18 protein-coding genes, 2 tRNA genes and 1 pseudogene are annotated in these 22,256 nt (G+C 71.6%); 11 read left to right on the top strand and 10 right to left on the bottom strand.

What is annotated here, in order from left to right; genetic code table 11:
• Positions 1–311: 311 nt before the first annotated feature.
• From E4P43_RS16455 to E4P43_RS16425, 7 genes are all read right to left on the bottom strand, one after another.
• Entirely contained in the window at positions 312–2,057 is a 1,746-nt protein-coding gene (locus tag E4P43_RS16455) for a metallophosphoesterase (protein WP_245159189.1), read from the bottom strand.
• Positions 2,058–2,347: 290 nt separating this feature from the next.
• On the bottom strand, positions 2,348–2,533 hold the full coding sequence (locus E4P43_RS16450; RefSeq protein ID WP_135146526.1) for an alpha/beta-hydrolase family protein: 186 nt from the start codon (positions 2,531–2,533) through the stop codon (positions 2,348–2,350).
• A gap of 20 nt (positions 2,534–2,553) precedes the next feature.
• Positions 2,554–4,728 (bottom strand): phosphatase domain-containing protein, encoded by a 2,175-nt coding sequence (locus E4P43_RS20035; RefSeq protein WP_348522233.1) that lies wholly within the window; start codon positions 4,726–4,728, stop codon positions 2,554–2,556.
• 20 nt (positions 4,729–4,748) lie between these two features.
• Positions 4,749–5,375: a hypothetical protein gene (locus E4P43_RS20030; RefSeq protein ID WP_167759217.1), complete on the bottom strand. Its 627-nt coding sequence runs from the start codon at positions 5,373–5,375 to the stop codon at positions 4,749–4,751.
• Between the two features lie 218 nt (positions 5,376–5,593).
• Entirely contained in the window at positions 5,594–5,857 is a 264-nt protein-coding gene (locus tag E4P43_RS16440; RefSeq protein WP_135146524.1) for a hypothetical protein, read from the bottom strand.
• A gap of 390 nt (positions 5,858–6,247) precedes the next feature.
• Positions 6,248–6,643, bottom strand: a complete 396-nt coding sequence (locus tag E4P43_RS16435) for a PaaI family thioesterase (protein ID WP_245159186.1) — start codon at positions 6,641–6,643, stop codon at positions 6,248–6,250.
• A gap of 858 nt (positions 6,644–7,501) precedes the next feature.
• A tRNA-Gly gene (locus tag E4P43_RS16425) sits at positions 7,502–7,575 on the bottom strand.
• 108 nt (positions 7,576–7,683) lie between these two features.
• Between E4P43_RS16425 and E4P43_RS16420 the strand changes: the two genes are divergently transcribed.
• From E4P43_RS16420 to clpX, 5 genes are all read left to right on the top strand, one after another.
• Positions 7,684–7,760: transfer RNA gene (locus E4P43_RS16420), tRNA-Pro, on the top strand.
• Between the two features lie 127 nt (positions 7,761–7,887).
• Complete coding sequence (gene tig, locus E4P43_RS16415; RefSeq protein WP_135146522.1) at positions 7,888–9,264, top strand: trigger factor; 1,377 nt, start codon at positions 7,888–7,890, stop codon at positions 9,262–9,264.
• 310 nt (positions 9,265–9,574) lie between these two features.
• On the top strand, positions 9,575–10,153 hold the full coding sequence (locus E4P43_RS16410; RefSeq protein WP_135146536.1) for an ATP-dependent Clp protease proteolytic subunit: 579 nt from the start codon (positions 9,575–9,577) through the stop codon (positions 10,151–10,153).
• Between the two features lie 20 nt (positions 10,154–10,173).
• Positions 10,174–10,803: an ATP-dependent Clp protease proteolytic subunit gene (locus E4P43_RS16405; RefSeq protein ID WP_135146521.1), complete on the top strand. Its 630-nt coding sequence runs from the start codon at positions 10,174–10,176 to the stop codon at positions 10,801–10,803.
• A gap of 296 nt (positions 10,804–11,099) precedes the next feature.
• Complete coding sequence (clpX, locus tag E4P43_RS16400) at positions 11,100–12,371, top strand: ATP-dependent Clp protease ATP-binding subunit ClpX (protein WP_135146520.1); 1,272 nt, start codon at positions 11,100–11,102, stop codon at positions 12,369–12,371.
• 136 nt (positions 12,372–12,507) lie between these two features.
• On the opposite strand, the gene E4P43_RS16395 is transcribed toward clpX, so the two are convergent.
• The gene (locus E4P43_RS16395; protein WP_135146519.1) at positions 12,508–13,425 is read right to left on the bottom strand and encodes a DUF559 domain-containing protein; all 918 of its coding nucleotides are present in this window, start codon (positions 13,423–13,425) and stop codon (positions 12,508–12,510) included.
• 142 nt (positions 13,426–13,567) lie between these two features.
• Positions 13,568–16,153, bottom strand: coding sequence for a valine--tRNA ligase (valS, locus tag E4P43_RS16390; RefSeq protein WP_135146518.1), 2,586 nt, complete (start codon positions 16,151–16,153; stop codon positions 13,568–13,570).
• 42 nt (positions 16,154–16,195) lie between these two features.
• Here valS and E4P43_RS16385 point away from each other — a divergent pair, with 42 nt between their 5' ends.
• Genes E4P43_RS16385 through ndk form a run of 3 tightly spaced genes read left to right on the top strand, consistent with a single transcriptional unit; the run spans position 16,196 to position 18,389 of the window.
• Positions 16,196–17,563, top strand: a complete 1,368-nt coding sequence (locus tag E4P43_RS16385; RefSeq protein WP_135146517.1) for a folylpolyglutamate synthase/dihydrofolate synthase family protein — start codon at positions 16,196–16,198, stop codon at positions 17,561–17,563.
• A complete protein-coding gene (locus E4P43_RS16380) occupies positions 17,560–17,967 on the top strand; it encodes a DUF4233 domain-containing protein (RefSeq protein WP_135146516.1) in 408 nt (135 codons plus the stop codon). Before E4P43_RS16385 ends, E4P43_RS16380 begins: the two co-directional genes overlap by 4 nt.
• 11 nt (positions 17,968–17,978) lie before the next feature.
• Positions 17,979–18,389 carry a nucleoside-diphosphate kinase gene (gene ndk, locus E4P43_RS16375; protein WP_135129923.1) on the top strand — a complete coding sequence of 137 codons (411 nt, stop codon included), beginning with the start codon at positions 17,979–17,981 and terminating at the stop codon, positions 18,387–18,389.
• Between the two features lie 89 nt (positions 18,390–18,478).
• Here ndk and E4P43_RS16370 read toward each other — a convergent pair whose 3' ends face one another.
• Entirely contained in the window at positions 18,479–18,685 is a 207-nt protein-coding gene (locus E4P43_RS16370; RefSeq protein ID WP_135146515.1) for a hypothetical protein, read from the bottom strand.
• A 133-nt stretch (positions 18,686–18,818) separates the two neighbouring features.
• Here E4P43_RS16370 and E4P43_RS16365 point away from each other — a divergent pair, with 133 nt between their 5' ends.
• From E4P43_RS16365 to E4P43_RS16355, 3 genes and pseudogenes are all read left to right on the top strand, one after another.
• Positions 18,819–20,762, top strand: a complete 1,944-nt coding sequence (locus E4P43_RS16365; protein ID WP_135146514.1) for a TIGR03960 family B12-binding radical SAM protein — start codon at positions 18,819–18,821, stop codon at positions 20,760–20,762.
• Entirely contained in the window at positions 20,762–21,529 is a 768-nt protein-coding gene (locus E4P43_RS16360; RefSeq protein WP_135146513.1) for a TIGR03936 family radical SAM-associated protein, read from the top strand. The genes E4P43_RS16365 and E4P43_RS16360 overlap by 1 nt, the downstream gene beginning before the upstream one ends.
• A 341-nt stretch (positions 21,530–21,870) precedes the next feature.
• Positions 21,871–22,256: pseudogene (locus tag E4P43_RS16355) on the top strand (hypothetical protein); the annotation flags it as partial.

Below are 22,256 nucleotides of genomic sequence, written 5' to 3'. Positions count from 1 at the left end.
GAATTCCCGATGACCACCACCGGCGAATGGTTCTACGCGTCCACGATCACCGGCTCTGTCGACGGCATCGCTATCGCTGGCGGGCAGCTCAGCTTTCGTCGTTGGTGACGACCACAGCGGGGCTCGCATTGGGTGTCGTGGGATTGTTCCTCGCCTCGCCGTCCCCGTGGTCGGCACCAATGTGACGCGACCATCACCTACTGCCCGGAGGCCCGTGACTACCGCCCCACCTCCAGCGGCGCTCGATCGACCGCTCCTCTCCGGCGACCGCCGCGGCCCCCTGGAACCAGCACCCTGACTCTGCGCTTCGCTCATAGGGGCTCGGCCTCTCCGATACCGAGCTCGGTCCCGCATGAGCGGACTTCTGCGATGTCCTGCGGTCGCAGATAGATCGTTGAGGCGGTGACGTCGCTGCCAGAGCCTTGTGGATCCGCCGCTTCCGCCGGCGAGGTCTCCTCGGGGCGGATGGAGCGGATCTGGAAGCGGATCACCCGGGTGAACTGGCAGTCCTCGGCGACGGATTCGATGGTGAAAGCCACCGGTGGCCGTGCGGCGCCCCGCACGATGTTGTCCAGCCCGCCGGCACCGGTCGAGCCTTCGACGAGGTCGATGCCGGCGTCGCTCTGGACGTCGGCGGGCTTGTTCTGCGCGTGCACGTGGCCGGTATTGGTCTGCCGGATCCGGTCGCCGAGCAGTTCCCGTGCCTCGCCCGCCATGACTGACCCGTGGGCGGCGAAGATGTCGAGGAACGGGCGGTCCCGCTCGTTCTCGCCGGTCACGTTGGCGAGGGCGTCGGCAGTGGCGGAGCGCTGGAGGGGGCCGGTGACCGAGCCGTCATCGGAGCCGTAGGCGCCCGGGCCGCCGTAGGTTCGGGGATCGGACACCCCGGCAACTGTCAGGCCGAAGGCCCGCACCATCCCGGCGGTCACTGCGAAGCCATCGGCGGTGGACTGCTTGCCGCCGAGCACCGTGACGCCGGGGATCGTGCGCATCACGTCCACCGTGTGGGGCGAATCGTGGTTGCCGGCGATCCAGAGCATCGGGGTGTCGGCGGTGACGGCCCTCATGGCGTCCAGGTACGTCGAGGTCAGCTCGATCGACGTGCCGAACTCGCTCTCGTCACCGGTATTGACGATGAGGTCTACGTCGTAGCTCTCCGCGTAGGCCTGCACCAGCGGATAGTTCCCGGCCAGGTGCATGTCCGAGATGAACATGATCTGCAGCGCTGTTCCGGCCGCCCGGTCCTCGTCGATCTGTTGCTGCAAGGACGCCTGCAGGCCGACGATCGAACCGAGGACGTCGGACACCTTCGACTGCTGCGTGTAGTAGTCCGCGAGCTGCCCGGGGAACAGCTGGGCGGCGGCCAGGGTTCCGGTCAGCCGTGACTGGCGTGCCCAGTCGGGGTTGTAGGTCACCCAGCCGTACAGCGCGACGGCCATGACGACGGCGAGCGCCGCGCCGAGCTGGCGCATCCGGTGCTGTAGCTCGTCGGGCCGGCGCGGTCGCCCCCGCAGATAGCGCAGGGACATGTTGATGGCGGCGGCGGCGAGCAGGCCGAGCGCGACGCCGAGCACCACTTCGGCGACCAACCAGGCGGCGATCCGCGGGAACTGCTCGGCAGCGTCAGCTTGCAGTCGCTGCGCGAAACCGGCCCGGTCCTCACCGGCCGCCCGGGCCAAGTCGAGGACATCAACGTCCGAGGGTGTGATGCGCACGCCGACCGGCAGCCCGCTGAGGTCGGGGAAGACCCAACTGCCTAGCGTCGTCTCGGCCGAGAGGCCGGGCCGGGTGAGCAGCGAACCCTCCACCCGAAACGGCACGCCTTGCACCGTGGCTCGGTACGGAAAGGAGTGCAGGAGGGCAGCCGCGCCGGCGAGGGGGAGGGCGAGGCGCAGCATCCAGCGAACCAGTCCGGCGAGCACGGCGGACAGCGCCGCGGCCGCCCGCCGGGCCACGCGTGCGGCCACCGTGCCGTCAGGAGGCAGCGTGCCCGGGCGCGCAGCGTCCTGCTCTGCATCTCGCTGTCCCTCGCCGTTCCGATGGCCGCTGGGCTGCACCCAGCCATCATCTACCGGTCGTCCCGCCCCGGCCCGGCCACGGCGACATCCGTGCTTGGACGTCGGTCTCCGGCGCCCTTATGATGCGACTGCCGGCCGCAGGTGTGGACCGTGCGGACGTCGACGCGTTCGTGCACCGAGCGAGATCCAGGGTCTGAGGCCGGCGGGGCAACGGCGGGTGGCGGCCGGTCGCGCTGTCGTCAGCACGCAGCGCGTGGCCCGCCCGATGGGGAAGTCCGCCAGGCGCTCCGCCCATCGGAGGGCGGCCGGCCCAGCGGACGAGGTCCGGGTCAGGGGTTCAGCATCGCGTCGATGCGCGCCGTGTCGTCGTCCGTCCAACCATCGGGCGGCGCGACCGCAGCCCAAGCGTCGAGCAGCAGGTCGTCGTAGTTGTGCCCGTGCCCGTCGGGCCCCGATTGGGCGTGGGTCAGGTCGGCGGTCACCTGCCAGAAGGTGACGATGGGGTACCAGCTCATCGAGGGGGGCGGACCGGGCGTCAGTAGGTGCGGCGCAGCCGCATGCTCAGCGGGCGGCCATCGGGGTCCAGCACGGACCGGTAGAGCGGATCGATGATTCCCCGACGCCAGAACGGCAGAACGGCGGCCCCGGCCGGAAGCGGGTGGCAGCGCAGCCGGCCCGGCGGGCGATCCCCGCATCCCCGCGCGTGCCACGTGTCCAGAGCGGCAGCGCTGGCCGTGACGGCGTCGGCCGCGGTGTCGGGGTCGAGTAGTGCGTCGTCGACATCGGTGCCGAGGTGCTCGCGCATCAGCCGCAGCCGCAGATCTCGTGCGAAGCAGCGGGCGCCGTCGCCCAGTCCGCCGGGATCGTGTGGTTCCCGGCCGTCATGGCGGTCGTCGACGACCGCCGCGGCCAGTTCGCTGTCGTGCGTCCAGGAGCGGACGTTGAAGTTGTCGCTGCCGACGACGGCCCATACGTCGTCGACGATGCAGACCTTGGCGTGGTCGTAGATCGGCGTGCCGGCACGGTTCTCCACGTCGAGGACCTGCACTCGTTCGCCGCCGGCGGAGCGGACCATGGCCAGTGCCTCGGCGTGGCCGTGCCGGGCGGCGGTCGCGTAGGACGCGCCGTCCCCGTCGGGATGCCGGGGGACGACGGCGATCAGGTGCAACCGCGGAGCGCGACGCAGTGCGGTGGCGAAGGTCCGGGCGACGTCGACCGACCACAGGTACTGGTCCTCGATGTACACCAGCCGCTGGGCGCGGTCGAGGGCCTTGGCGTAAGCCCGGGCGATGCTGCGCTCGCCGCGCGGGGCGAAGGGGTACGCCGGCCGGCGGCGCGGATAGGTGCGTAGCAACTGCACGGCACAGGATCCCTCGGCTGGCGGGTCGTCGAGAGATGCGGGCAGTGGCCGGGCGGCGCGGTCCACCCCGTGCAGACGGTTCGGGAGCAGGTGCCAGGGCAACCGCACCAGCGCGGCCGGATCGTTCCAGCGCTCCCGGACGACCTCTTCGGCGTCTCGGACGGCGGGGCCGCGCAGCTGCAGCTGCACGTCGTGCCAGGGCGGGGTCGGGCCATAGGCGGCGGCCAGGGGCGCGGTCTGCGGATCTCCGGAGTGAGCGGCGTCGTCGCCCCGGCTGTGTGCCAGGTCGATCCCGCCGAGGAAGGCGACGTCCCGCTCGAGCCGGCCGGGGTGCCGCACCACCACGAGTTTCTGGTGGTGGCTGCCACGGCTGCGGATCCGCATGTCGAGCAGAATCTGCCCGCCGACCTTCCGCAGCACGGTGGTCACCTGCCGGTTCTGCCGGGCGGAGTAGGTCAGTGCGCTGGCGTGCGAATGCCAAAGTAGGCCTCGGACCAGCGCACCACGGGACGCCGCCGCGCTCAGCAGCTCACCCAGGGTGCGTCCGGTACCACCTAGCCGTTGACTCGTGTCGGCCCGCCAGCCCAGGAGTAGCACCAGATCGTCAGCGGCGGTGCCGTCGAGCTCCTCGGCCAGGCGAGTGAAGTAGGACCGGCCGTCCACCAGAGCGCGTACCCCGTTGCCCTCGGTGAACGCGCGCAGCCGGGTCGAGTCGTTGCCCCGCTCCGCTGCGCTGAGCAGCCAGTCCCGGGGCCCTCGACTGCCCGGTCGGGTCAGGTCCAGCGCCCGGCGTACGAGCGGCAGCAGTTCCTCGGCGTTGGGCGCCCGCACCACAGGCACGCTGCCAGCTTTAAGGGTCAGGGATGCCGAACGGCTCTCGTCAACGGGAGTGGGCGCCGCGACTGAGCGGAGCACGATCGCGGCGACGCGAGCGGGGTGTTGTCGCGCGAGCTGGTCGAACAGCTCAGGGTCGTGCCCGCCGTCGTCACCGACCAGCACCCACCTGCGGGTCGGGTCGGCGGCCATCAGATCCAGCATCGCCTGGAGCTTGCCGGCACGACCCCCGCCCAGGAGGTACCCGGCGAGTGGGCCACGACCGGTCAGGTGCAGCGCTCCGGGGGGATGCGCCTCCTCGTGGAGCAGGCGCAGCAGCGGACGGTGGGCGGCGGCCGGCAGGGCGCTGACGTAGTGCACGGGGGTGCCCGGAGCGCTGTTGAGCAGCCCCTGCACCAGCCCGGACATGCCCAGCACGGTGCGCCGGTCCCAGCTGGCGTGCACGAGGAGCCCACGCAGCCGGCGGGCGTGCGTCCGCATCGATCCGAACGGCAGCGCCCCGTCGAGGTCGTACACCACCCCCAGGCCCCGTGCGCTCACCGGATGGCACCTGCGGCTGTCTGGTTGCCCGAGTCGCAGCTCTCCGGAAGTCGGTCGGGCCGGCGGGCGGTCAGCCGCTGGTAGCGCTGGGCGGCGAGCTGCGCCGGCGCGCTGAAGGCGGCCGCGAACTGGTTCACGTAGAAGACCAGCAGGCTCACCGGCGCCTGAGCGGTCTGAGTGAGCTCGGTCGCGCGGCGGGTGCGCTTTCGGAACAGGAGAACGGAGCCGACGAGGAGGGTGGCGCCCACGTCGGCGTCGAGCACTGCTCGTTCCAGCAGCAGGAGCACACCGCGCCTGTCCTCGATGCCAACCCAGGCGGACCCGTCGGTCCACGTCACTACCGCGCCGGTGGATGCGTTGCGTGATTCGAGGGTGGTCGCGCCGATGGTCACCAGGTCCGCCAGAGCCGACAGCCCGAGAACTCGCAGCGCCACAACTAGAGCGGGGCGGAGCCGGGAGCGGGTCAGCCAGCAGTCCACGAGCGCCCGGACGTCTGTGTGCGTGCAGCTCAACCCGACGGCCGTCGCGGCTCGGGTCGGCAACGCCCCCGGTGGACACGTGTCCAGCAGTGCGCCGGCCAGCGGCTGCCGATCCGGATCTCGCGCGTCGATCGACGTGGTCATGCCCCCACTCAAGCCGACAACCAGGTGATCGACCAACCGGGTGACGGAGCTCGGGAGAGGCAACCGGCTCCAGTGAGACCTGAGGCATCCTGCGGCGGGTTCTTGTCGCGGGCCGGGCGTCTGACCACTCGGATTCGGCTCGGAGGTCAGAAGCTGCACGGCGACGTCCGGAGGGGACCGGAGGTCGGCGCGACCGCGCGGACGTCGAGCCGGACTGATCAGTGCAGCAGCACCTTGATGGCTAGCAGAACGGTACCGATGCCGGAACCGAGCGCGACATGGCACACGAACTCGAGCACGCGCAGGTGCGAGCGCAACCCATCCAGGAGCGCCCACCCGGCGAGGATCGCCGTGATGGTCCACAGGCCGGCCAGCGCAGCCGCGTTCGGACCGGCACCGAGTACGTCGGCGAGCACGACCACGGCCAGTGGAAGGAACGAGGCGCCGACCAGCGTCCACTCCTCCGTGAGTGGAGGTCCCACCTCTCGTCGGTCGACCCGTCGCCCCGACTACAGGTGGCGCCCGACGAGTTCGGCATAGACGTGCGCGCGCCAGTAGATGATCTGCGTCAGGACGGTAAGGGTGATCAGGAGGGAGACTCGACCGGCTCTGGGCGGCGATCAGCGCATCGGCCAGCAGGGAGCCATGTACAGCACCGGCTGGGTTGCGAGTGCGCTGGGTCTCCGAACGTCCGGGCCGTCAGGCTGCCTGGGTTCAGCATCGCCGCCACGAATGCCGGTGGCATCTCCGCAGGTGCAGCGGCAGCTGGCCGCGGCCAGCCGCCGATGATCGCCCGGCGCTCGTGGTCGGCCTCGGCCAAGCCGAACCTGACGTGCAGATCCAGAGGTGCGGCGACGGCCCGGCGGACACGATCAGCCGGAAACGGCGATGTCGCCCTGCGCCACCGCACACAACACGGTCTCGCCGTCACGCACAACGGAGACGTCGCAGCGGCAGACGATCCGGCTCCGTCCCGCCCGGACGACGTAAGCCTCCGCGCGAAGCAACTTCCCCTGCGCCGGGCGCAGGTAGTCGATAGAGAACCCGCCGGTCAGGACCATGCCGTCGGTAGCGGACCCGGCCGCGAAGGTGAGGGCGTTGTCCGCGGCATAACTCAGCACGCCGCCGTGCACGAAGCCGTGCTGCTGGAGCAGGTCCTCGCGGACGTCGACCTCGAGGACTGCGTGCCCACCGCCGAAGGCGGTGATTCTCGCGCCCACGAGCACGCTGAAGGGCTGCTTCGCCAGGACCGCCTGGGCCTGCTCCACGCTCGCGGCTCCCACACCTCAACCCCAGAGCATAGCCAGGATGACCCCGGTGCGAGGTCAGCACGGATCAATGAGCCGCTGGAGACGTCCGACACGCCGATCCTGTTCCGGACGACGCTCGGGGACGGAGCTGGAGTCCGCACCAGCCCCGAAGGTCCGTTCCTATCGGCATGGTCGAGCCACCTTGCGGTCAGGAGGCGGGGCGCTGAGTCCGAGAGGCAGACGTCCTCTTCGTGGGCGGGCGGCGTCGGGCAGCAGGCGGTCGAGCCAGGCGTCGCAGACGTGGTCGGGCGGGGCGGTGCGAGGTCAGCGGCGGCCTGGTGCAGGGCGTGGAAGCGGGCGTCGAAGCCGCGGTCGCAACGTTCGATCAGTCCGTCGGTGTATAGCACCAGGGTATGGGCGGTGCCGATCGGCATGTGGGCGGCGGTGAAGCAGATCTCGGAGTGCACGCCCAGCACGGCGGCGCCGCGGGGTGGTTGCAGCAGCCAGGGCCCGGCGGAAGTGATCAGCAGGGGTGGCGGGTGGCCGGCCTGCGACCAGGAGAGGGGGGCGACAGGAAGAGCTGGTCGTCGCCCTGAGGCCGACCTGGGTGGACGGGTGCCCAGACCCTGTCCTGACTGGAAGCCCACGTGCCAGGCCGTTCGCCCGGCACCTGCGGCCGATGATCCAGACGGGGCACCCGGCGAGATCGGTCACGACGCCGGCCCGAGAAGCAGGCCAGGGCGTGCCTTACCCGTGCCTTAAGCACCGGCCAAAAGGGGCGGTCAGCGGTCAACAAGGGTCAGCACCGTCAGGGCGCGGGAGCGGCGTCACAGCCCAGTTGAGCTGCGCCGACGGGCAAACGAGCTGGCTAGAGCATGGAGCGGGTGACCGGGATCGAACCGGCATGGCCAGCTTGGAAGGCTGGGGCTCTACCATTGAGCTACACCCGCGAGGTGCCCGGACAGCCTAACCGCTGCCGTCCCGCGGCCCCGCATTCCGCCCTCGTGACCGCCGGACGGCTGCTGACCCGGGGTGCGCGCCTAGACTCACGCTCGCTACGGGGTGTAGCGCAGCTTGGTAGCGCACCTGCTTTGGGAGCAGGGGGCCGCAGGTTCAAATCCTGTCACCCCGACCAGGTCGTGCGGGGCGGCGCATCCCGCCCCGGCGCCCGCGCCCCCGACGTCCGTAGACTCGGGGGTCGACCGGCGCCGTCGGAGCACCCTGGCGCCCCATCTGCTGTCTTACCGAGGAGCACTGCCGCTGTGAAGAGCACCATCGAGGAACTGGGCCCCACGCGGGTCCGGATGGCGATCGAGGTGGCATGGGGGGACCTGGACCACGCCTTCGGTGAGGTCTACAAGGAGCTGGGCAAGCAGGTCCGCGTCCCCGGCTTCCGCCCCGGCAAGGTGCCCAACCGCGTCCTCGACCAGCGGATCGGGCGCCCCGTCGTCCTGGAGCAGGTCGTCCAGCACGCCATCCCCGAGATCTACTCCGAGGTCGTCCGGGAGAACCAGGTCCGCGTCCTCGGCCAGCCCGAGGTCGAGGTGACCCGCCTCGACGACAACGAGTCCCTCGCCTTCACCGCCGAGGTCGACGTGGCCCCGCAGCTGACGCTGCCGGACCTCGACAGCATCGCCGTGACCGTCGACGACGTCGAGGTCACCGACGAGGAGATCGACCAGCAGGTCGACGTCATGCGCGAGCGCTTCGGCATGCTCCAGGCCGTCGAGCGCCCGGCCCAGCAGGGCGACTTCGTCTCCATCGACCTCGAGGCCAAGCTGAACGGCGAGGTGCTGGAGGACGGCTCGACCACGGGCATGTCCTACGAGATCGGCTCGGGCAGCCTCATGGAGGGCCTGGACGAGGCCGTCATCGGCCTGTCCGCCGACGAGTCCAAGACCTTCGAGACGGCGCTGCTGTCCGGCCCGAACTCCGGCGAGATGGCCGAGGTGACCGTCACGGTCCGCTCGGTCAAGGAGAAGGAGCTGCCGGAGCTGGACGACGACTTCGCCCAGACCGCCAGCGAGTTCGACACCCTGGCCGAGCTGCGCGAGGACGTCCGCACCCGCCTGGCCCGCTCCAAGGTGATCCAGCAGGGCGCGCAGGCCCGCGACAAGATCGTCGAGAAGCTGCTGGAGACCGTCGAGGTCCCCATGCCGGAGAACCTCGTCGAGCGCGAGATCGAGTGGCGCAACCGGGCCTTCGAGCGCGAGCTGCAGCAGGCCGGCATGGACTGGGACTCGTTCCTCCAGATGACCGGCACGGAGAGCCGCGAGGCCTACGACGCCGAGCAGCAGAAGAACGTCGAGGAGGCGGTCAAGACCCAGTTCATCCTCGACGCGATCGCCGACGCCCGTGAGGTCACCGTCGACAACGACGACCTCTCGGCGCAGATCATGGCCCAGGCGCAGCGCAACCGGATGAGCCCGGAGCAGTACGCCCAGCAGCTGCAGCAGTCCAACAACATCGCCGAGTTCGTCGCCGACGTGCGCCGGACGAAGACGCTGGCCCAGCTGCTCGAGCAGGCGACGATCACCGACGCCTCCGGCAACAAGGTCGACCTCGAGGCCATGCGGCCCAAGACGGTCCAGGCGCCCGCCGCCGAGACCGCCGAGGCCGAGGGCACCGACGAGGCCTGACCCGCCTCCCGTTCCACCGGCGACGCCGTCCCTCCCCGGCAGGGGAGGGGCGGCGTCGTCCGTTTTCCGGACCGGTCGCTGCGCCGTCGGCGAACACCGCCCTGATCGGGACTGTGACGTCGGAGCTGCGAGTTAGGGTCGACAGGACTCAGGCGATCGCCGGGGGGTAGCCCTCCCGGTGGCCCGTTCGAAGCCCGCACCACCCACCGAGACCGACTGCTCAGACAGTTCTACGGAGGTCACCGCACCCGTGAGCATTACCGACCCGAACCTGCCGAGCGCCCCCGTGCTGCGTGGCGCCGGCGGGGGGATGAACCTCAACGACTCGGTCTACGAGCGCCTCCTCCGCGAGCGCATCATCTTCCTGGGCACCCAGGTGGACGACGTCATCGCCAACCAGCTGGCGGCGCAGATGCTGCTGCTGTCCGCCGAGGACCCCAAGAGCGACATCCACCTCTACATCAACTCGCCCGGTGGCTCGGTCAGCGCCGGCATGGCGATCTACGACACGATGCAGTTCATCGACTGCGACGTCGCCACCTACGGGATGGGCCTGGCCGCATCGATGGGCCAGTTCCTGCTGACCGCCGGCACCAAGGGCAAGCGCTACGCCCTGCCGCACGCGCGGATCATGATGCACCAGCCGTCCGCCGGCGTCGGCGGCACCGCGGCCGACATCGCGATCCAGGCCGACCTGTTCCGGCGCACGAAGAAGGAGCTCAACGAGCTCCAGTCGCTGCACACCGGGCAGACCATCGAGCAGATCGAGCAGGACTCCGACCGCGACCGCTGGTTCACCGCCCAGGAGGCCCTGGAGTACGGCTTCGTCGACCACGTCGTCAGCCGCGCCACCATGACCGACAGCGCCAACCCGGTCTCCGACAACTGAGGGCCTGAGGACAGAGACAGATGAGCTTCGAGATGCCCTCCAGCCGCTACATCCTCCCCTCCTTCGTGGAGCGGACGAGCTACGGCATGAAGGAGTCGAACCCGTACAACAAGCTCTTCGAGGAGCGCATCATCTTCCTCGGGGTGCAGATCGACGACGCGTCGGCGAACGACGTGATGGCGCAGCTGATCACGCTCGAGTCGAACGACCCGGACCGCGACATCACCATCTACATCAACTCGCCCGGTGGCTCCTTCACCTCGCTGATGGCCATCTACGACACGATGATGTTCGTCCGGCCCGACATCCAGACCGTCTGCATGGGCCAGGCCGCCTCGGCCGCCGCCGTCCTGCTCGCGGCCGGGACGCCGGGCAAGCGCCTGGCGCTGCCGTACTCCCGCGTGCTGATCCACCAGCCCTCGGGCGAGGCCGGCGGCCAGGTCTCCGACCTGGAGATCCACGCAGCCGAGATCGAGCGGGTGCGCAGCCAGATGGAGGAGATCCTGGCGCGGCACACCGGCCGCACGGCCGAGCAGGTCCGCAAGGACATCGACCGGGACAAGATCCTGACGGCCCCCGAGGCCAAGGAGTACGGGATCGTCGACCAGGTCATCCAGAGCCGCAAGCTCAACGCCCTCCCCACTCCGTGATCCCGGTACGGGCCGGAGGCGCGCGAGGCGCGTGTCCGGCCCGTACCGTCGGAGGCTCGAGGGCTGCGTGACAGAAGTGGGACGGCCGGGACGAACCCGGGTGAGTCATTGCCCGGGGCCGTCGACGGCGGCAGGTACGTTCGGCGAACGCCTGATCCCCGGGCCACAGAGCCGGGAGGAGAGCCTCGCGGGGCAGCCTGCCGGCGAGGTCGAGCAGGGGCAGACCAGCAAGCAGCACAATCCAAGCCGCAGGTACCTGGCACCAGGACCGGCGAATCCGAGGTGGAGGTCAGCAGGTGGCACGAATCGGTGAGAGCGGTGACCTGCTCAAGTGCTCGTTCTGCGGGAAGAGCCAGAAGCAGGTCAAGAAGCTCATCGCGGGCCCCGGGGTCTACATCTGCGACGAGTGCATCGACCTCTGCAACGAGATCATCGAGGAAGAGCTCTCGGAGTCCTCGGACCTCAAGTTCGACGAGCTGCCCAAGCCCAAGGAGATCCACGACTTCCTCGACCAGTACGTCATCGGTCAGGACAAGGCGAAGCGCACGCTCTCGGTCGCGGTCTACAACCACTACAAGCGGATCCAGGCCGGCAACGCCGGCTCGCGTGAGGACTCCGTCGAGCTGGCCAAGTCCAACATCCTGCTGATCGGCCCCACCGGCTGCGGCAAGACGCACCTGGCGCAGACCCTGGCGCGGATGCTGAACGTCCCCTTCGCCATCGCCGACGCCACGGCGCTGACCGAGGCCGGCTACGTCGGCGAGGACGTCGAGAACATCCTGCTGAAGCTGATCCAGGCCGCCGACTACGACGTGAAGCGCGCCGAGACCGGCATCATCTACATCGACGAGGTCGACAAGATCGCCCGCAAGAGCGAGAACCCGTCGATCACCCGCGACGTCTCCGGCGAGGGCGTGCAGCAGGCGCTGCTGAAGATCCTCGAGGGGACGACGGCGTCGGTGCCCCCGCAGGGTGGCCGCAAGCACCCGCACCAGGAGTTCATCCAGATCGACACGACGAACGTGCTGTTCATCGTGGGCGGGGCCTTCGCCGGTCTGGAGCAGGTCATCGAGGCGCGTGCCGGCAAGCAGGGCATCGGCTTCGGTGGCGAGATCCGCGGCAAGAAGGAGATCGAGGAGGCCAACTCCTTCGCCGAGGTCATGCCCGAGGACCTGCTCAAGTTCGGCATGATCCCCGAGTTCATCGGCCGCCTCCCGGTCATCACCAGCGTCAAGAAGCTCGACCGTCAGGCCCTGATCAACATCCTGACCGAGCCGAAGAACGCCCTGGTGCGCCAGTACCGGAAGCTGTTCGAGCTCGACGGCGTGGAGCTGGACTTCACCGACGACGCCCTCGAGGCCGTCGCCGACCAGGCGATCCTCCGCGGCACCGGTGCCCGCGGGCTCCGCGCGATCATGGAGGAGGTCCTCCAGTCGGTCATGTACGACATCCCCAGCCGTGAGGACGTCGCCTCCGTGGTGATCACCAAGGAGGTCGTGCTGGAGCACGTCAACCCGACGATCGTGCCGCGCAAGCCGTCCCGCGCCCCGCGCGAGAAGTCGGCCTGACCCCACGCAGCTGTCCCAGCGAGCCCGTCCCCGGTCCGGGGGCGGGCTCGCTGCCTTCGTGGGGCCGGTCCGCCGCAGGCGATGTGCGCCGAGGGCGCGGTCCGGCCGCGGGATCTCGCCGCCGCCGCACATCGCCTCAGCGCAGGGCCGAGGCGGCGCGCGCCCGGCACACGGCGAGGATCTCCCGTCTGCACGCCTCGGGCTCCCGGCGCAGCCGCCGGTAGCTGAACCGCAGCACGACCCATCCCTGGGCGGCGAGGGCAGCGTCCCTGCGGATGTCGCGTTCCCGGACCTCGGCGCTGCCGTGGAAGGCTGCGCCGTCCATCTCCACCGCGATCCTCAGGTCGGGGATCGCCGCGTCGAGGTGCACCGTGCCGAAGGGCAGCCGGACCGGGTACTGCTGCTGGAACGCGGGCATACCCGCGCCGGCCAGCACGCTGCGGACGCCCCAGATCTCCAGCTCGCTCTGGCACCCCTGCGACACCAGCTCGACCAGTTCCACGAGGGCGGCGCGGCCCGGAAGGGCTGGCACCCGTGCCAGCTCCTCGCGCAATGCCGGGACGCGCACCCGCCGGTCGCGCAGCGTCTCGATGACGGCGCCCCGCGCGGTGTCGACCGACCGCTGCGAACCGCGTGCGCAGTGCGCCCACCCCCAGCAGTCGACCAGCGTGCGGGGGAGGAGGGTCACCGGCAGGCCACCCAGCTCGTCGGTGGGTGTCTCCTTCGCCCGGTGCACGTGCAGCCCGGGACGCCGCAGCGCACGTCGGTTCGCCGGCACGGACACGTGCACCGCGTCGTCCCCTGCCGGAGCCAGCCGCCAGACCGCGAGTGCCGATGCGTGGGCGAGCACGCCCCCGGTGGCCATCACCGCTGCCAGCGCCCGCGTGCGCCAGCCGTCCCAGGCATCCGGCAGCGCCACGACACCGGGGTACGGACGGAGGAGCCGGCCGCGGGCGACCCAGGAGCTGATGGTGTGGCGGTCGACCCGGCGCTGCAGCTCGCTCGTGCGCACGACGCCGTCGGGACGGAGGAGTGCCGAGAGGTCGTGGGCCACGGTGCGACGGTGCCGGGCCGGCGCCGTGCATGGCGGCTGGTACCGGAGTCTGTGGACAGCGGCGCGCAGCGATGTGCGAGGAGGGCGCGCTCCCGGGCCGGGAACGCGCCCTCGGCGCACATCGCCCCGCGGGGCGGCCGGATCAGGCCTCGGTGACCTCGGCCAGCACGACGTCGACCCGCAGCTCGCCCTCGCCCGGCTCGATGGACAGCGAGCGGATCCGGCCGGCGTCGGCCAGGTCGGCACGGGCCGCTTCGACCAGCGGCACTTGGTCGGCCGGCGCGGTCACCGTGGCGGTCTCCACCTCGGCGCGCATCGACTGCTTGGCGTCGGACTTGGCCTTGCGCACGCCGGCCAGCGCGGCCGCGACGGCCGGGATGACCGCCGGGTCGCCGTCCACCGGCAGCTCGGCGGCGGCGGGCCACGGCGCGCGGTGCACCGAGCCGGTCTGCCACCACGACCACACCTCGTCGGTCACGAACGGGAGGACCGGCGCGAACAGCCGCAGCTGCACGTCCAGCGCCACCGCCAGCGCCGCCTGCGCCGAGGTCGCCTCCGGCCCGGACCCGTAGGCGCGGGTCTTCACCAGCTCGACGTAGTCGTCGCAGAACGACCAGAAGAATGCCTCGGCGACCTCGAGGGCCCGCGTGTAGTTGTAGGCCTCCAGGGCCGCGGTCGCCTCCTCGACGACGCGGGCCAGACCGGCCAGCAGCGCCCGGTCGATCGGCTCGGTCACGTCGGATGCCGACAGCGACGCCGAGGCGCCCAGGCCCAGCACGAACTTGCCGACGTTGAGGATCTTCATCGCCAGCCGGCGGCCGACCTTCATCTGCGCCTCGTCGAACGGCGAGTCGGCACCCGGGCGGGCGCCGGCCGCACGCCAGCGCACCGCGTCGGTGCCGTACCGCTCCAGGACGTCGATCGGCGTCGTCGCGTTGCCCTTGGACTTCGACATCTTCTTGCGGTCGGGGTCGACCACGAAGCCGGAGATGGTGGCGTGCGTCCAGGGGGCGGCGCCGTGCTCGAAGTGCGCGCGCACGACCGTGGAGAACAGCCAGGTGCGGATGATGTCGTGCGCCTGGGGCCGCTGGTCCATCGGGAAGACCTTGGCGAAGAGCTCCGGGTCGGTGTCCCAGCCGGAGGCCACCTGCGGCGAGAGCGAGGACGTCGCCCAGGTGTCCATGACGTCGGGGTCGGCGATGAAGCCGCCCGGCTTGCCGCGCTGGTCCTCGGTGAAGCCCTCGGGCACGTCCGAGGACGGGTCGACCGGCAGAGCCGACTCCGGCGCCAGGATCGGCTCGTCGTGGATCGGCTCGCCCTCGGCGTCCAGCCGGTACCAGACGGGGAAGGGGACGCCGAAGAACCGCTGGCGGCTGATCAGCCAGTCGCCGTTGAGGCCCTCGACCCAGTTGTCGTAGCGGTGCCGCATGTGCTCGGGCACCCACTGGATCTCCCGGCCCCGGGCGATGAGCGCGTCGCGCAGGTCGGCGTCCCGCCCGCCGTTGCGGATGTACCACTGCCGCGTGGTGACGATCTCCAGCGGGCGCTCGCCCTTCTCGAAGAACTTCACCGGGTGGGTGATCGGCTTCGGCTCGCCCTCCAGGTCACCGGACTCCCGGAGCAGCTCCACGACCCGCTGCTGGGCGCTGAACACCGTCTTGCCGGCCAGCTCGTCGTACGGCGACGCCGGGACCCCGGCCGGCGGCTCGGCCAGGATGCGGCCGTCCCACCCGACGATCGGGCGGGTGGGCAGCTGCAGCTCGCGCCACCAGGTGACGTCGTTGAGGTCGCCGAAGGTGCAGATCATCGCGATGCCCGAGCCCTTGTCCGGCTCCGCGAGGCGGTGCGCCACCACCGGCACCTCGACACCGAACAGCGGCGTCGTCACGGTCTTCCCGAACAGCGGCTGGTAGCGCTCGTCGTCGGGGTGGGCCACCAGCGCGACGCAGGCCGGCAGCAGCTCGGGGCGGGTGGTCTCGATGAACACCGGGCCGTCGGCGGAGTGGAACGAGATCCGGTGGTAGGCGCCGGGGCGCTCCCGGTCCTCCAGCTCGGCCTGGGCGACGGCGGTGCGGAAGGTGACGTCCCAGAGGGTCGGCGCCTCCTGCGCGTAGGCCTCGCCGCGGGCCAGGTTGCGCAGGAACATCCGCTGCGCGGTGGCGCGGGAGGACTCCGAGATCGTCCGGTAGACGTTCTTCCAGTCCACCGAGAGGCCGACCCGGCGCCAGAGCTTCTCGAACTCGGCCTCGTCCTCCTCCGTGAGCTGCATGCACAGCTCGACGAAGTTGCGCCGCGAGATCGGCACCTGGTCCTTGCCCGGCTTGGCCGGCGGCTCGAAGGACGGGTCGTAGGGGAGCGCGGGGTCGCAGCGCACGCCGTAGTAGTTCTGCACCCGGCGCTCGGTGGGCAGGCCGTTGTCGTCCCAGCCCATCGGGTAGTAGACGTGCTTGCCGCGCATCCGCTGGTAGCGGGCGACGATGTCGGTGTGGGTGTAGCTGAACACGTGGCCCACGTGCAGCGAGCCGCTCGCGGTCGGCGGAGGGGTGTCGATCGAGTAGATCTGCTCCCGCGGCGCCTGCAGCGCCGCCTCGCGGTCGAAGCCGTAGGTGTCCTGCTCCGCCCAGCGGGCGATCCACTTGTCCTCGAGCCCGTCGAGCGTCGGCTTCTCGGGTACGGCGACGGTCGCAGCCGGGGCAGCAGTGTCCGAGGTCGCGATGTCGCTAGCCATGTGCCTCAGTCTAGGAACAGCGCGGCTGGCATCCTGAGCAGGATGAGCAACGGCAGCACCGGTGACAGCTCCCGGGACATGGCCCGGGTGGAGAACGAGCTCCTGGCCCGGTGGCCGGAGAGCCGGCTGGACCCCTCGCTCACCCGCATCACCGCCCTGGTCGACCTGCTCGGGTCGCCGCACCGCGCCATGCCGGTGGTCCAGGTCGCCGGCACCAACGGCAAGACGACGACGGCGCGGATGATCGACGAGCTGCTGCGCGGGTTCGGCCTGCGGGTCGGCCGGTTCACCAGCCCCCACCTGCAGTCCATCCGCGAGCGGATCGTGCTCGACGGCGAGCCGGTGAGCCCGCAGCGCTTCGTCGAGACCTACGAGGACATCGCGCCCTACGTGCAGATGGTCGACGCCGCCGGCGAGGTGCCGATGTCGTTCTTCGAGGTCATGGTCGGCATGGCCTACGCGCTGTTCGCCGACGCACCGGTCGACGTCGCCGTCATCGAGGTCGGCATGGGCGGGACGTGGGACGCCACCAACGTGGCCGACGCGCGGGTCGCCGTCGTCACCCCGGTGGACATGGACCACGCCGAGTACCTCGGTCCCGACGTCCCGACGATCGCGGGGGAGAAGGCCGGGATCATCAAGGCCGACTCGATCGCCGTCCTCGCCCACCAGCAGCCCGGGGCGCTGGACGCCCTCGTCCGCCGGGCGGTCGAGGTGGAGGCCGTCGTCGCCCGCGAGGGGACCGAGTTCGGCGTCCTGGAGCGGAAGGTCGCCGTCGGCGGGCAGCAGGTGCGCCTGCAGGGCCTGGGCGGCGAGTACGACGAGGTGTTCCTCCCGCTGTTCGGCCAGCACCAGGCGCAGAACGCGGCCACCGCCCTCGCCGCGGTCGAGGCGTTCCTCGGCGCCGGCGCCGCGACCGGGCCGATCGAGCAGGAGACCGTCCGCGCCGCGTTCGCAGGTGTCCGCTCGCCCGGCCGGCTGGAGAAGGTCCGCACCAGCCCCACGGTGCTGGTCGACGCCGCGCACAACCCTGCCGGCATGACGGCGACGGTGGAGGCCATCCGGGAGTCCTTCGACTTCACCCGGCTCATCGGCGTGGTCGGCGCGGTCCACGGCAAGGACGTCGCCGGCATGCTCGCCGCGCTGGAGGACGTCTGCGCCGAGCTCGTCGTCACGCAGAACACCTCGCCGCGCGCCATCCCCGCCGACGAGCTGGGCGCGCTGGCCGTCGAGGTCTTCGGGGCCGACCGGGTCAGCGTCTCGCCGCGCCTGGCCGAGGCCGTGACCGAGGCGATCGAGCTCGCCGAGGCCGGGCCGGACGACGCCCTCGGTGGTTCCGGCGTCCTCGTCACCGGCAGCGTCGTCACCGCCGGCGAGGCGCGCACCCTCTTCGCCGGGGGCGGCACGTGACCGCACCCGACCCGCTCCGGGCGGCCAAGGCGCTGCGCGGGGCCGCTGCGGCGGTCCTGGTGCTGGAGGGCCTTGCGGTCCTCTTCGTGCCCCGCGGCATCGCCCAGACCGAGGAGGGGCTCGGGGGTGTGCGGCTGGCCCTCCTGCTGGTGCTCTCGCTGGTGCTCATCCTCTCCAGCGGGGTCCAGCGGCGGGAGCGCGGGCTGGCGATCGGCACCGCCCTCCAGGTCCCGCTCCTGCTCACGGGCCTGATGAACGACGTGATGTGGTTCGTCGCCGGCGCGTTCGTGCTCATCTGGATCTACCTGCTGCAGGTCCGCAAGGAGCTGGTGGGCAGCCGGTTCGGCCCCGTCGGGGCGGCCCGGACGAGTGACGCCGACGGCGGGGGAGCGGCGACCACGTAGGCTCCGGCCCCGTGACCGAACGCACCCTCGTCCTCGTCAAGCCCGACGGCGTCGCCCGTGGCCTCGTCGGCGAGGTGATCACCCGCCTGGAGCGCAAGGGCCTCCGCCTCGTCGCCGCCGAGCTGCGCACGCTGACCGCCGAGGTCGCCGAGACGCACTACGCCGAGCACAGCGAGCGGCCGTTCTTCGGCTCGCTCGTCGAGTTCATCACCAGCGGCCCGCTGATGGCCCTGGTCGTGGAGGGCCCGCGCGCCATCGAGGCGTTCCGCGCCCTGGCCGGCGCCACCGACCCGGTGAAGGCCGCGCCCGGCACGATCCGCGGCGACTTCGCCCTCGAGGTGCAGAACAACATCGTCCACGGCTCGGACTCGCCCGAGTCGGCCGCGCGCGAGATCGGCCTGTTCTTCCCCGACCTGGGCTGACCCCCCGACGAGATCTGCACACTCGCCCCCATCAGCAGCCTGATGGGGGCGAGTGTGCAGATCTCGCCCGCGGCCGTTGGGGGGCGCGGTCAGCGCGAGGAGCGCACGACCGCCACGGCCGCCAGCACGATGCCCACGACCAGCCCGGCCCAGCAGAGCAGCAGCAGCGTCCCCTCCGCCCCGCCCGGGGTGGACTCGAAGGCCACGCCGATCAGGACCAGGCCCACCAGCGACAGGACCGCCAGGACGCCGCCCGCGAGCCCGAGCGCGCCGTTCCCTGTCGTCCGCTGCTCCACCGGTGTCTCCTCGTCTCGGTCCTGGGACTCCCAGTCTGCCTGCCCCACCGTGGGCCACGCCGCGCCGGGAGCGCACCGGCTCCGCGGCGAGGGGAGAGGTGTGGCCCGGGACGCCGTCTACCCTGGACCGGTCATGACTGCAGAGCTCCGTACCAGCGCAGGCGAGTCGCTCTACCCGCGACTCGAGCCGCTGCTGGCCCAGGTCCAGAAGCCGATCCAGTACGTCGGCGGTGAACTCAACGCCCAGCTGAAGCCGTGGGAGACCGCGGACGTGCACTGGGCGCTGATGTACCCCGACGCCTACGAGGTCGGGCTGCCCAACCAGGGCCTCATGATCCTGTACGAGGTGCTCAACGAGCGCCCGGACACCCTCGCCGAGCGCACCTACGCCGTCTGGCCGGACCTCGCCGCGCTCATGCGGCAGCACGGCGTCGGCCAGTTCACCGTCGACGGCCACCGCGCCGTCCGGGACTTCGACCTGCTCGGCGTCAGCTTCGCCACCGAGCTCGGCTACACGAACCTGCTCGAGGCGCTCGACCTCGCCGGCATCCCGCTGCACGTCGTCGACCGCGACGAGACCCACCCGGTCGTCGTCGCCGGCGGGCACGCCGCCTTCAACCCGGAGCCGGTCGCCGACTTCGTCGACTGCGCCGTCCTGGGTGACGGCGAGCAGGTCGTCGGCGACATCACCGACGTCGTCAAGGCGTGGAAGGCCCAGGGCCGTCCCGGTGGCCGCGAGGAGCTGCTGGCCCGCCTGGCCCGCGTCGACGGCGTCTACGTGCCGCGGTTCTACGCCGTCTCCTACGGCCCCGACGGCACCATCTCCGCCGTCACCCGCACCCGGGACGACGTGCCCGAGCGCGTCGGCAAGCGCACGGTCATGGACCTCGACGAGTGGCCCTACCCGAAGACGCCGCTGGTGCCGCTGGCCGAGAGCGTCCACGAGCGCATGAGCGTGGAGATCTTCCGCGGCTGCACGCGCGGCTGCCGCTTCTGCCAGGCGGGCATGATCACCCGCCCGGTCCGCGAGCGGACGATCACCGGCATCGGCTCGATGGTCGACCAGGGCCTCAAGGCGACCGGCTACGAGGAGGTCGGGCTGCTCTCGCTGTCCAGCGCCGACCACTCCGAGATCGGGCAGGTCGCCAAGGAGCTGGCCGACCGCTACGAGGGCACCAACACCGGGCTGAGCCTGCCCAGCACGCGCGTGGACGCCTTCAACATCACCCTGGCCAACGAGCTGTCCCGCAACGGGCGCCGGTCCGGGCTGACCTTCGCCCCGGAGGGCGGCAGCGAGCGGATCCGCCGGGTCATCAACAAGACGGTGTCCAAGGAGGACCTCGTCCGCACGGTGACGACGGCGTACGCCAACGGCTGGACCCAGGTGAAGCTCTACTTCATGTGCGGTCTGCCCACCGAGACCGACGAGGACGTGCTGGAGATCGCCGACCTCGCCGTCGAGGTGATCCGCGCCGGGCGCGAGGCCAGCGGCCGCAAGGACATCCGCTGCACCGTCTCCATCGGTGGCTTCGTGCCCAAGCCGCACACGCCGTTCCAGTGGGCCGCGCAGGCCAGCGCGGAGACCATCGACCACCGGTTGAGGGTGCTGCGCCAGGCGATCAATGCCGACCGGCGCATCGGCCGCTCGATCGGCCTGCGCTACCACGACGGCAAGCCCGGCGTGATCGAGGGACTGCTGTCCCGCGGTGACCGCCGCGTCGGACGGGTCATCGAGCGCGTGTGGCGCGAGGGCGGCAAGTTCGACGGCTGGAGCGAGCACTTCTCCTTCGAGCGCTGGACGCAGTCCGCCGCCGAGGAGCTCGCGCCGTTCGGCGTCGACCTGGACTGGTTCACCACCCGCGAGCGGACCGAGCACGAGGTCCTGCCCTGGGACCACCTGGACTCGGGGCTGGACAAGGAGTGGCTCTGGGACGACTGGCAGGACGCCATCTCCGAGGAGGAGGTCGCCGACTGCCGCTGGACCCCCTGCTACGACTGCGGTGTCTGCCCGACCATGGGCACCGAGATCCAGATCGGTCCCACCGGGCGCAGCCTGCTCCCGCTCACGGTCGTCTGATGGCCCGCCAGCCCGACGGCCCGCCGCCGCCGCCGACCGTCCAGAAGCTCCGCCTCCGGTACGCCAAGCGCGGCCGGCTGCGGTTCGCCTCGCACCGCGACCTCGCCCGTGCCCTGGAGCGGGCGCTGCGCCGCGCGCAGGTGCCCATGGCGTTCTCGGCCGGGTTCAGCCCGCACCCCAAGATCTCCTACCTGGGTGCGGCGCCGACGGGCTCGGCGAGCGAGGCGGAGTACGTGGAGATCGGGCTGGCCGTGCGCTGCGACCCCGAGGCCGTGCGGGCCGCGCTGGACGCCGCCCTGCCCGCGGACATCGCCGTCCTGGAGGCGGTCGAGGCCGCCGAGGGCGCCGGCTCGCTGGCCGACCGCATCGACACCTCGGTCTGGCGGCTGGAGCTGCCGGGCGTGAGCCTCGCTGAGCTGCAGCCGGCCGTGGAGAAGTTCCTCGCCAGCGACGTCGTCACCGTCTCCAAGCGGACGAAGAACGGGCTCAAGGACGTCGACGCCCGCGTCGCCGTGGCCAGCGCCTCGGCGGCGGAAGAGGCAGGTTGTGCCATACTGCACATGGTCGTCCGGCAGGTGACGCCCGCCGTACGACCCGACGACGTGTTGGCCGCCCTGGCTGCCGTCGCCGACCTGCGCCCGCCGTCGCCCCCACGGGCCGTGCGTGTGGCGCAGGGCCGGCTCGACGACACCGGGACCGTGGCCGACCCGTTCGGTCCCGACCGCGAGGCGCGCACCCGCTGCCAGGGGGAGCACGCCACGGCCTGACCGGGCGGAGCCCGAGGTGGGCTCGCCGTCGAGCGGCACGGCTGCCAGACGTGACGCGCCCGTCCCGGGCCACCCCGGCCCCGGGACGACCCAGACCACCGCACCACGGAACGACCCGGTACCACCGCTCTGACCGCGTCCAGCTCCACCGGGCGCGGGCACCACAGCATTCCGGCCCCGGCCGCGGCAACCGTCGCGCGGGGGCCGCATCAGACTTCCGCAGGACGAGCCCGACCGCCGTACCCCGCGCGGCGGCCCGTCCCGCCCAACCCGTGCTCCTGCGCGGCCGCCAGTCGTTCCGATCGGCGCCCGGGAGCACCACACAGGAGGCGAGAGCCCTCGTGGCTGACACCGACAACACGACCGACGCGACCGACTCAGGAGCCGGGATCGCGCCGAGCACCCCGCAGCCCGCCGAGGCCGAGGCGACCGGCATGCCGGCGACCCCGGACGAGGGGGCGCCCGCCGAGGAGCCCGCTCCCGACGAGGCCGTCACCGAGGAGGCCGTCACCGAGGAGACCGGGGACGACGCCGAGGTGGCCCCCGGCACCCCGCAGCCGGCCGAGGCCGAGGTGACCGGCATGCCGGCGACCCCGGACGAGGGCGCGCCCGAGGAGGTCGACGAGCCGGTGCGCTCGCCGTTCGGGGCGCAGTTCAGCTCGCCCGAGCCCACCGCCGTCGTGGCCCGGCCTGGTGCTGCTGCTGGTCGTGGTCGTCGCCCAGCTGA

The organism is Blastococcus sp. TF02A-35, from assembly GCF_004571075.1.
Classification (GTDB): domain Bacteria; phylum Actinomycetota; class Actinomycetes; order Mycobacteriales; family Geodermatophilaceae; genus Blastococcus.
This window is presented reverse-complemented; position numbering and strand designations above follow the sequence as displayed.

Bases quoted from the DNA above. Each gene is read 5' to 3' on its own strand.
- E4P43_RS16410 (WP_135146536.1), top strand. From the start codon at position 9,575: ATGAACCTCAACGACTCGGTCTACGAGCGCCTCCTCCGCGAGCGCATC.
- E4P43_RS16365 (WP_135146514.1), top strand. From the start codon at position 18,819: ATGACTGCAGAGCTCCGTACCAGCGCAGGCGAGTCGCTCTACCCGCGA.
- E4P43_RS16360 (WP_135146513.1), top strand. From the start codon at position 20,762: ATGGCCCGCCAGCCCGACGGCCCGCCGCCGCCGCCGACCGTCCAGAAG.
- E4P43_RS20030 (WP_167759217.1), bottom strand. From the start codon at position 5,375: ATGACCACGTCGATCGACGCGCGAGATCCGGATCGGCAGCCGCTGGCC.
- E4P43_RS16450 (WP_135146526.1), bottom strand. From the start codon at position 2,533: ATGAGCTGGTACCCCATCGTCACCTTCTGGCAGGTGACCGCCGACCTG.
- E4P43_RS16385 (WP_135146517.1), top strand. From the start codon at position 16,196: ATGAGCAACGGCAGCACCGGTGACAGCTCCCGGGACATGGCCCGGGTG.
- valS (WP_135146518.1), bottom strand. From the start codon at position 16,153: ATGGCTAGCGACATCGCGACCTCGGACACTGCTGCCCCGGCTGCGACC.
- E4P43_RS16405 (WP_135146521.1), top strand. From the start codon at position 10,174: ATGAGCTTCGAGATGCCCTCCAGCCGCTACATCCTCCCCTCCTTCGTG.